Here is a 7,759-nt window from a genome sequence, read left to right as displayed (position 1 = left end):
CATTTCAATCTGCCCATACCGTTAGAGTCCGGTGTCCCCCACCGGACCGAATGCCTTCATACGTACCCTGCTCCTGCTGCCCCTGGCCCTGCTCGCCGCGTGTTCGACCGCGCCCACCGAGCTGGACCCGATCTCCTATCAATGCCAGCAGCAGCTGGATGCGTACCGCGAACAGCCGGCGCTGCGCGATCCGAAGACGGGCGAGCGCCCGCCGCTGCCGATCGCCCCGATCAGCGATGCCTGCGACAGGGAACTCCAGCGCAAGGGCGTGGATCGCCCGCTGCGCTGAGCAGCGTATGATCGGCGCGCGGGCCTGCCCGCCGTTGAAGGTACCGACATGGATCGTTTTTCCCGCCTGCGCCGCGCCGCGCTGCTGATCGCCAGCCTGCTGGCGACCGCACCGGCCTGGGCCGACAGCACCGCCTGCCGCGAGCGCTACCCGAGCGTGGCGTCGCAGGCGGCGATGCTGGACGTGGCCTGGACCACCGCCGAACGCCTGGACGCGCTGCCCGAGGTGGACGTGGCGGTGGCCGCGCGCGGTGGCCAGGACCTGAGCCGCTACGGCCTGCGCCACAGCCACCTGGCCTTCCTGCTGCGCGAGGACGACGGCCGCTGGCGCGCGATGCACCTGCTCAACCGCTGCAAGACCGACAGCTCGCAGCTGTACCACGAGGGCCTCGGCAACTTCGTCGGCGAGAGCGGCGGCCATACCGACCTGCGCATCGGCGTGCCGTCGGCCCCCTTGCGTGCGGCGCTGCGCGCGATGCTGGTGCCGCCCTCGATCCAGCCCAAGGCGCTGCACGAAACAAGGTACAACGTGGTCGCCTACCCGTTCGCCACCGACTACCAGAACTCCAACCAGTGGGTGCTGGAAGTGCTGGCGGCGGCGATGGCGCAGACCGAAGGCGCGCCGGCCATCGTCAAGCGCGAACAGGCACAGCAGTGGCTGCGCCAGCAGAAGTACCAGCCCAGCGTGCTGCATATCGGCCTCGGCAAGCGCGTGGGTGCGCGCCTGTTCGTAGCCAACGCCACCACCACCGACCATCCAGCCGGCGAACGCATCTCCGGCAACTATTCGGTGGTGACGGTGGAATCGGTGTTCGACTTCCTGCACCAGCGCAGCCAGCTGCAGCAGGAACTGGTGATCCCCCATGTGCCGGTGGCCGGTGCCACCGCCGCCACGCCCTGAATCCCGCAAGGAGAACGACATGCGTCCGCTGCTTACCTCTGTGTTGTCGATGGTGATCGTCACCGGCCTGGCGTGGTCGACGGCCGCCCACGCCGAACGCCGCATCGTGATCATCCATGACCCGGGCCCGCAGGGACCGAGCCTGGAAATGTCCACGCAGATGGTGGCCTCGGCCCGCGCCGCAGCAGCGAAGGAAGCCCAGGATGCGGCCGATGCCGGCCAGCCGCTGGCCCGCCCGCAGCAGATCAAGCTGCCGCAGATGGAGGTGAGCGCAATCGCCACCACCGTCGATGGCCGCCGCGAAGTGCTGCTGCGTGATGCCAACGATCCGCAGAACACCGCATCGATGCAGTATCCGCGCGGCGTCGGCGACCCGGCCGTGCAGTTCACCGTGGGCCAGACCGTGAACTTCGAGCCAACCGGCGCCGACCAGGGCTGGCAGCTGAAGGACAACCAGGGCCGCCCGCTGGAATACCTGCCCGAGGCCACCGGCCCGCGCGATATCTTCGATACCCGGCGCTGAGCCGCCGTCCCCACGCTGACCAGGAGGTCTCCATGTTCCGTTGCCTGCGCGTTCCCGCTTCTGCCCTGCTGCTCTCCGCGCTGCTGGTGCCCACCGTCCATGCCGGCGCCGCGCCGCAGTTGAACAGCAGCGAAGCCAGCGTGCTGATCACCTCGCTGATCGTGGTCTCGGTGCCGCTCGCTGCGTCGGCGGGCCTGTCCGAACTGTTCAAGGCGCCGTTCAAGGCCAGCGAACGCAATGCCAGGGCTGCCCGCACCAAGGCGGTGCCGCTGCCACCGATGGACGTGAAGAAGGTGGAGACCACGGCGGCGGGCGAGCGCCAGGTGCAGCTGCAGGTACCCGGCAAGGCCGATCAGACCGCCACCCTGCGCTGGCCGGCGCGCGTGCATGAAGACCAGACGGCGGCCTTCGTGGTCGGCCAGCAGGTGCATTTCGACCCCACCGAGGCCGGTGCCGGCTGGACCGTGAAGAGCGCACAGGGCCAAGCGCTGGCTTACGTCCCCACCGCCTACGCCGCAGGCGATGTGATGAGCGAAGCGTTGTAAAGCTGAACAAGCGGTTTTGGCTTTGCCGCGGGCCGGGCGGATAATGGGGGATCCCCTTTGTCCCCCTGGCTCGCCATGTCCGTGCGTCCTGCCCCTATGTTTGCCCCGCTGACCGCCCGCGCCCTGGTGCTGGCGGTATTGGCGATGGGCGCGGTGGTGCTGCTGTCCAACGTGCTGGTGCAGTACCCGATCAATGACTGGCTGACCTGGGGCGCCTTCAGCTATCCGGTCGCGTTCCTGGTCAGCAACCTGATCAACCGCCGCTTCGGCCCGGGCCCGGCGCGCCGCGTGGCGTGGATCGGCTTCGCGGTGGCGGTGCTGTTGTCGATCTGGGTGGCCACGCCGCGCATCGCCGTTGCCTCGTGCTCGGCCTTCATCGTGGCGCAGTTGCTGGACATCACCGTGTTCGACCGCCTGCGCCGCGGCAGTTGGTGGCGCGCACCGATGGTGGCCACGACCTGCAGCGCGACGGTGGATACCACCATTTTCTGGTCGATCGCATTTGCCGGTTCCACCCTGCCGTGGGTGAGCTGGGCCGCCGGCGACCTGGCAGTGAAGCTGGTGATCGGCGTCTGCCTGCTGGCCCCGTTCCGCGCGCTGCTGTGGAAGATGGCGCCGCTACGCGCCGCCAGCTGAACGCACATGCTCTGGTAGGTGCCGACCTTGGATGGCACATGAGCACGGTAGGTGCCGACCGTTGGTCGGCACGCTCCATCAGAGTTCATCACCGCTGACAGATTGTGCCGACCAACGGTCGGCACCTACCAACAGCGGATCATCCCCGGGCAATTGCTCTAATGGGTGCACCCACTCACCCGAACGGCAGCTCCGCCGCTCTGCACGCCGCCGTAATCGCCGCACACGCGTCTTCAATCGCTGGCGTGGTCGGTGCCAGTCGCGGGCGACGGTCCAGCGTGCAGGCCAGGCCCACGTCGAGCAGCGTGGCATGCGCGCCATGCAGTGCTTGCGCAGTGTCTTCCGGCAGGAAACCGGCAATCGCCAGCGCATCGATCAGCGACGGCGTGTCGCGTGGCTGCAGCAACGCCGCATGCTGCGCACTACGCGCCAGCACGCCGGTCTGCAGCAGGAACTCCAGGTCCACCACGCCACCGGCACCCTGTTTCAGGTCCAGCCGCGCGGCATCGCTGCGGTCCAGTTCAGTGCGCATGCGGCCGCGCATCTTCAGCACATCGGCATACAGCGTGGCCGGATCGCGCTCACGACCCAGTGTCTGTGCACGCACCTGTTCGAAATCGGCCAGCAGGCTGGCATCACCGGCCACACCGCGTGCGCGCACCAGGGCCTGGTGTTCCCAGGTCCACGCGCGTTCGCGCTGGTATTCGGTGTAGCTGGCCAACGAAGACACCAGTGAACCCTTGCCACCGTCCGGGCGCAGGCGCACGTCGATGTCGTACAGGCGCCCGGCGGCGGTGACCGCACCAAGCAGCGCCATCACCTTCTGTGCCAGCCGTGCATACCAGCGCCCCGGTTCCAGCGGACGTGCGCCATCGCTGGCCTCCACGCCAGCCGGGTTGTCGTGCAGGAACACCAGGTCCAGGTCGGAACCGAAGCCCAGCTCAAGCCCGCCGAGGCTGCCGTAGCCGATGATCGCGAAACGTCCACCGGGAATCCCGCCGTGCGCGGCGCGCATGTCCGCCTCGGCCATCGCCAGCACGGTGGTGACCACCGCCTGCGCCAGCTCGGCCAGTTGCCGCGTGCTGTCCACCGCACCCTGGCGGCCATCCAGCGTGGCCATCGCCATGCGGAAGCTGAGCGCCAGCCGCGTCTCGTTGAGCCAGCGCAGTGCGGATTCGGGATCTTCCACCGCCAGCACCTGCTGGCACTCGGCCAGCATGCCGGCCGCATCGGGCATCGGCCCGGACACGCGCACGTCCAGCAGTTCGTCCAGCAGCAGCGGGTACGCGGCCAGCCGCTCGGCCAGCAGCGCGCTGCGCGCCAGCACATCGACCAGACGCGCCAACGCGCTCGGTTGTTCGTCCAGCAGCGCGAGATAGCTGGTCCGGCGCAGCACGGCCTGCAACAGGCCGAGCACACGCTTGAGCGCAGCGTCGGGTTGCGGCGAACGCGTGGCCGCATGCAGCAACGCGGGCAGTACGCGATCCAGCCGCGCACGCGCCGCATCGGATAATGACTTCACGCCGGTGCCCTGCGCGAAGTCACGCAATGACTGGTCGGCGCCATTGGCATCGAGGAAACCGGCTTCTGCCAGCAACGGCGCGTTGCTGCCCTCGGGCAGGCTACGCCAGTAATTGGCCAGCGCGTCGGGCGCGGCTTGACCCTTGCGCGGTGCCAGCAGCGCGGCGAATTCGGTACTGACCCGCTGCTGCTGTTCGGCCAGCGCCGCGCGCAGCACGTCCCAGTCCGGGTAGCCGAGGCCGACGGCGATGCGCTCGCGGTCCAGTGCATCGCTGGGCAGCACGTGGGTCTGCGCATCGCGCAGCATCTGCAGGCGGTTCTCCAGGCGGCGCAGGAACAGGTAGGCCTCGCGCAGCGCACTGCTGTCCTCGGGCGCGATCTGCCCCGCAGCCACCAGCGCGTCCAGCGCCACCAGCAGGCGGCGCTCGCGCAGCGCAGGTTCGCGGCCACCGCGGATCAGCTGCAGCGCCTGGCACAGGAACTCGATCTCGCGGATGCCACCGGCGCCGCGCTTGATGTCTTCGTGCAGCTCGCGGCGCGCGACTTCGGCGGTGATCGCTGCCTTCATCTCGCGCAGGCCATCGAGCGCAGTGAAATCCAGGTAGCGGCGGTACACGAACGGGCGCAGGGTCTGCAGCCACGCTTCACCGGCCTCGATATCACCGGCGACCGCGCGCGCCTTCAGCCACGCATAGCGCTCCCAGTCGCGGCCTTCGCGCTGGAAGTACTGGTCCATCGCCGCGAACGACAGCGCGACGCGGCCGGCGCTGCCGAACGGGCGCAGGCGCAGGTCGACGCGGTGGCTGAAGCCATCGACGGTGGTTTCGTCCAGCAGCTTGGCCAGGCGCTGGCCAAGGCGGGCGAAATACTCTTCGGCGGCCAGCGCGCGCGGGCCGTCGGATTCGCCGCCGTGCGGATAGGCGTAGACCAGGTCGATATCGGAACTGAAGTTGAGCTCGCCGCCGCCAAGCTTGCCGAGGCCGAACACCACCAGCTGCTGCGCGGCGCCTTCGCCATCGCGGACCACACCGTGGCGCTGGGCGAATTCCTGCTGCAGCGCGTCCAGCGCCAGCCGCAGGCAGTCCTCGGCCAGGGTGGTGGCGCCGGCCAGGGTCTGTGCCACGTCGTCCAGGCCGGTCAGGTCGCGCCAGATCAGCCGCGTCGACATGGCAGTACGCCAGCGCCGGATCTGCGCCGGCCAGTCGCTGGGCTGCAGCGGATCGAGCACCGGTGGCGGGATCGGCGGGCAGCCGGGGGTAGCCAGCTGCGCCAGCAGCGCCGGTTGCCGCACCAGGGTGTCCAGCGCGAAGTCGCTGGCCACCGCCAGTCGGGTCAGCAGCGGCAGCAGTTCGGCAGGAACGGGCTCGGGCAGGACCTGGGCCAGGCGCGCCAGGGCGCGGTCGACAAGGGGCTGCAGCGGGGCGGGCAGGTCAGCGGGGGCGAGGGTCATGGGTCTGATTGTATCGACCCGGCTGGGGCGCAACGGACCCAGTAGTGCCGGCCGCTGGCCGGCAGATCCCATGATTCTGCCGAAGGTTGCTGCAGTTGCCGGCCAGCGGCCGGCACTACCGATAATGGAGGCCGCGTATTCACACTGGGCCACAGGCAATAAAAAAGCCCGCTTGCAGCGAACTGCCAGCGGGCTCTGCTCCCTCCCCCACGTCGGGATGCAGGGCCATCGTGCGGGCTGCGAAAGCACTTTGCACGCTGCACTGCAAAACAGAACCGGTGGGTATGGGTGAGCCACTGGGGGAAAAGCCATTCCACGAAGGTAGAACCCCCCGTACGGATGAGGATGGCCGATAATCGGGATTCCCCCCAGAAACACTGTCGTCATGTCTGTTGATCGCATCGCCAACGCGCGTCTCCGTGACCGCGTGGTCTCCGCCGAGGCCGCAGCCGCGCTGATCCAGCCCGGTGAAACCGTGGCCATGAGCGGCTTTACCGGCTCCGGGTATCCCAAGGCCGTTCCCGTCGAACTGGCCCGCCGCATCGAAGCGGTGCATGCCCAGGGCAATCCCTTCCAGATCAAGCTGATGACCGGCGCCTCGACCGCGCCGGAACTCGATGGCGCGCTGGCCAAGGCCGATGGCATCGCCATGCGCATGCCGTTCCAGAGCGACCCGGATGCGCGCAACCGCATCAACGAGGGCAAGCTGGATTACATCGACATCCACCTCAGCCACGTCGCCCAGCACGTGTGGTTCGGCTTCTATGGCGAGATCGATACCGCCGTCATCGAAGTCTCGGCCATCCGCGAAGATGGTTCGCTGGTGCCCTCCACCTCGGTCGGCAACAACAAGACCTGGCTGGACCTGGCCAGGAAGGTGATCGTCGAGGTCAACGAATGGCAGCCGGCCGGCGTCGACGGCATGCATGACATCTACTACGGCACCGCGCTGCCGCCGCACCGCAAGCCGATTCCGCTGGTGAACGCCAACGACCGCATCGGCGATACCGCGCTGCGCTGCGACCCGGACAAGATCGTGGCCGTGGTGCGTACCAACGGCCCGGACCGCAACAGCCCGTTCAGCCCGATCGATGCAACCAGCGAGCAGATCGCTTCGCACCTGATCGAGTTCCTCAAGCACGAGGTGAAGAAGGGCCGCCTGCCGCCGAACCTGCTGCCGCTGCAGTCGGGCGTGGGCAACATCCCCAACGCCGTGCTGGCCGGCCTGGCCAAGAGTGGTTTCCGCGACCTGGCCGCGTTCACCGAAGTGATCCAGGACGGCATGCTCGACCTGCTGCGCGACGGCGTGCTGAGCTACGCCTCCTGCACCGGCTTCGCGCTGAGCCCGCAGGCGAATGAGACGTTCAAGGAGAACATCGATTTCTACCGCGAGCGCATCATCATGCGCACGCAGGAAATCTCCAACCACCCGGAACTGGTGCGCCGCCTGGGCTGCATCGGCATGAACGGCATGATCGAGGTGGACATCTACGGCAACGTCAATTCGACGCACGTGATGGGCACGCGGATCATGAACGGCATCGGCGGTTCCGGTGACTTTGCCCGCAACGGTTTCCTGTCGGCGTTCCTGAGCCCGTCCACCGCCAAGAACGGCACCATCTCGGCGATCGTGCCGATGGCCAGCCATGTCGACCACACCGAGCACGATGTGTCGGTGATCGTCACCGAACAGGGCCTGGCCGATCTGCGCGGCCTGACCCCGCGCAAGCGCGCGCAGGTGCTGATCGACAACTGCGCCCACCCGGACTTCCGCCCGCAGCTGCAGGATTACTTCGACCGTGCCAGCCGTGAGAGCTACGGCAAGCACACCCCGCACCTGCTGCCGGAAGCGTTGTCGTGGCACCAGCGCTGGCTGGATACCGGAACGATGAAGG

7 protein-coding genes are annotated in these 7,759 nt (G+C 68.2%); 6 read left to right on the top strand and 1 reads right to left on the bottom strand.

Features of this window, described 5'->3' with window-relative positions:
- The first annotated feature begins 58 nt into the window (after positions 1–58).
- The 5 genes from N5E02_RS19310 to N5E02_RS19290 all read left to right on the top strand — a co-directional run bounded on the left by N5E02_RS19310 (position 59) and on the right by N5E02_RS19290 (position 2,893).
- Positions 59–289 (top strand): hypothetical protein, encoded by a 231-nt coding sequence (locus N5E02_RS19310; protein WP_005415044.1) that lies wholly within the window; start codon positions 59–61, stop codon positions 287–289.
- A gap of 48 nt (positions 290–337) precedes the next feature.
- Positions 338–1,189, top strand: a complete 852-nt coding sequence (locus N5E02_RS19305; protein ID WP_065197241.1) for a DUF2145 domain-containing protein — start codon at positions 338–340, stop codon at positions 1,187–1,189.
- A 19-nt stretch (positions 1,190–1,208) separates the two neighbouring features.
- A complete protein-coding gene (locus N5E02_RS19300; protein ID WP_032953871.1) occupies positions 1,209–1,712 on the top strand; it encodes a hypothetical protein in 504 nt (167 codons plus the stop codon).
- A 32-nt stretch (positions 1,713–1,744) separates the two neighbouring features.
- A complete protein-coding gene (locus N5E02_RS19295) occupies positions 1,745–2,257 on the top strand; it encodes a hypothetical protein (RefSeq protein ID WP_279946627.1) in 513 nt (170 codons plus the stop codon).
- Between the two features lie 75 nt (positions 2,258–2,332).
- Positions 2,333–2,893 (top strand): queuosine precursor transporter, encoded by a 561-nt coding sequence (locus N5E02_RS19290; RefSeq protein WP_279946626.1) that lies wholly within the window; start codon positions 2,333–2,335, stop codon positions 2,891–2,893.
- A 175-nt stretch (positions 2,894–3,068) separates the two neighbouring features.
- On the opposite strand, the gene glnE is transcribed toward N5E02_RS19290, so the two are convergent.
- Positions 3,069–5,864, bottom strand: a complete 2,796-nt coding sequence (gene glnE / locus N5E02_RS19285; protein WP_279946625.1) for a bifunctional [glutamate--ammonia ligase]-adenylyl-L-tyrosine phosphorylase/[glutamate--ammonia-ligase] adenylyltransferase — start codon at positions 5,862–5,864, stop codon at positions 3,069–3,071.
- 385 nt (positions 5,865–6,249) lie between these two features.
- On the opposite strand from glnE, the gene N5E02_RS19280 reads away from it, so the two are divergent.
- On the top strand, positions 6,250–7,759 hold a 1,510-nt coding region (locus tag N5E02_RS19280; RefSeq protein WP_279946624.1), incomplete at its 3' end, for an acetyl-CoA hydrolase/transferase family protein.

The sequence above is a fragment of the Stenotrophomonas sp. GD03777 genome, from assembly GCF_029842485.1.
In the GTDB taxonomy this organism is placed as follows: Bacteria; Pseudomonadota; Gammaproteobacteria; order Xanthomonadales; family Xanthomonadaceae; genus Stenotrophomonas; species Stenotrophomonas sepilia.
This window is presented reverse-complemented; position numbering and strand designations above follow the sequence as displayed.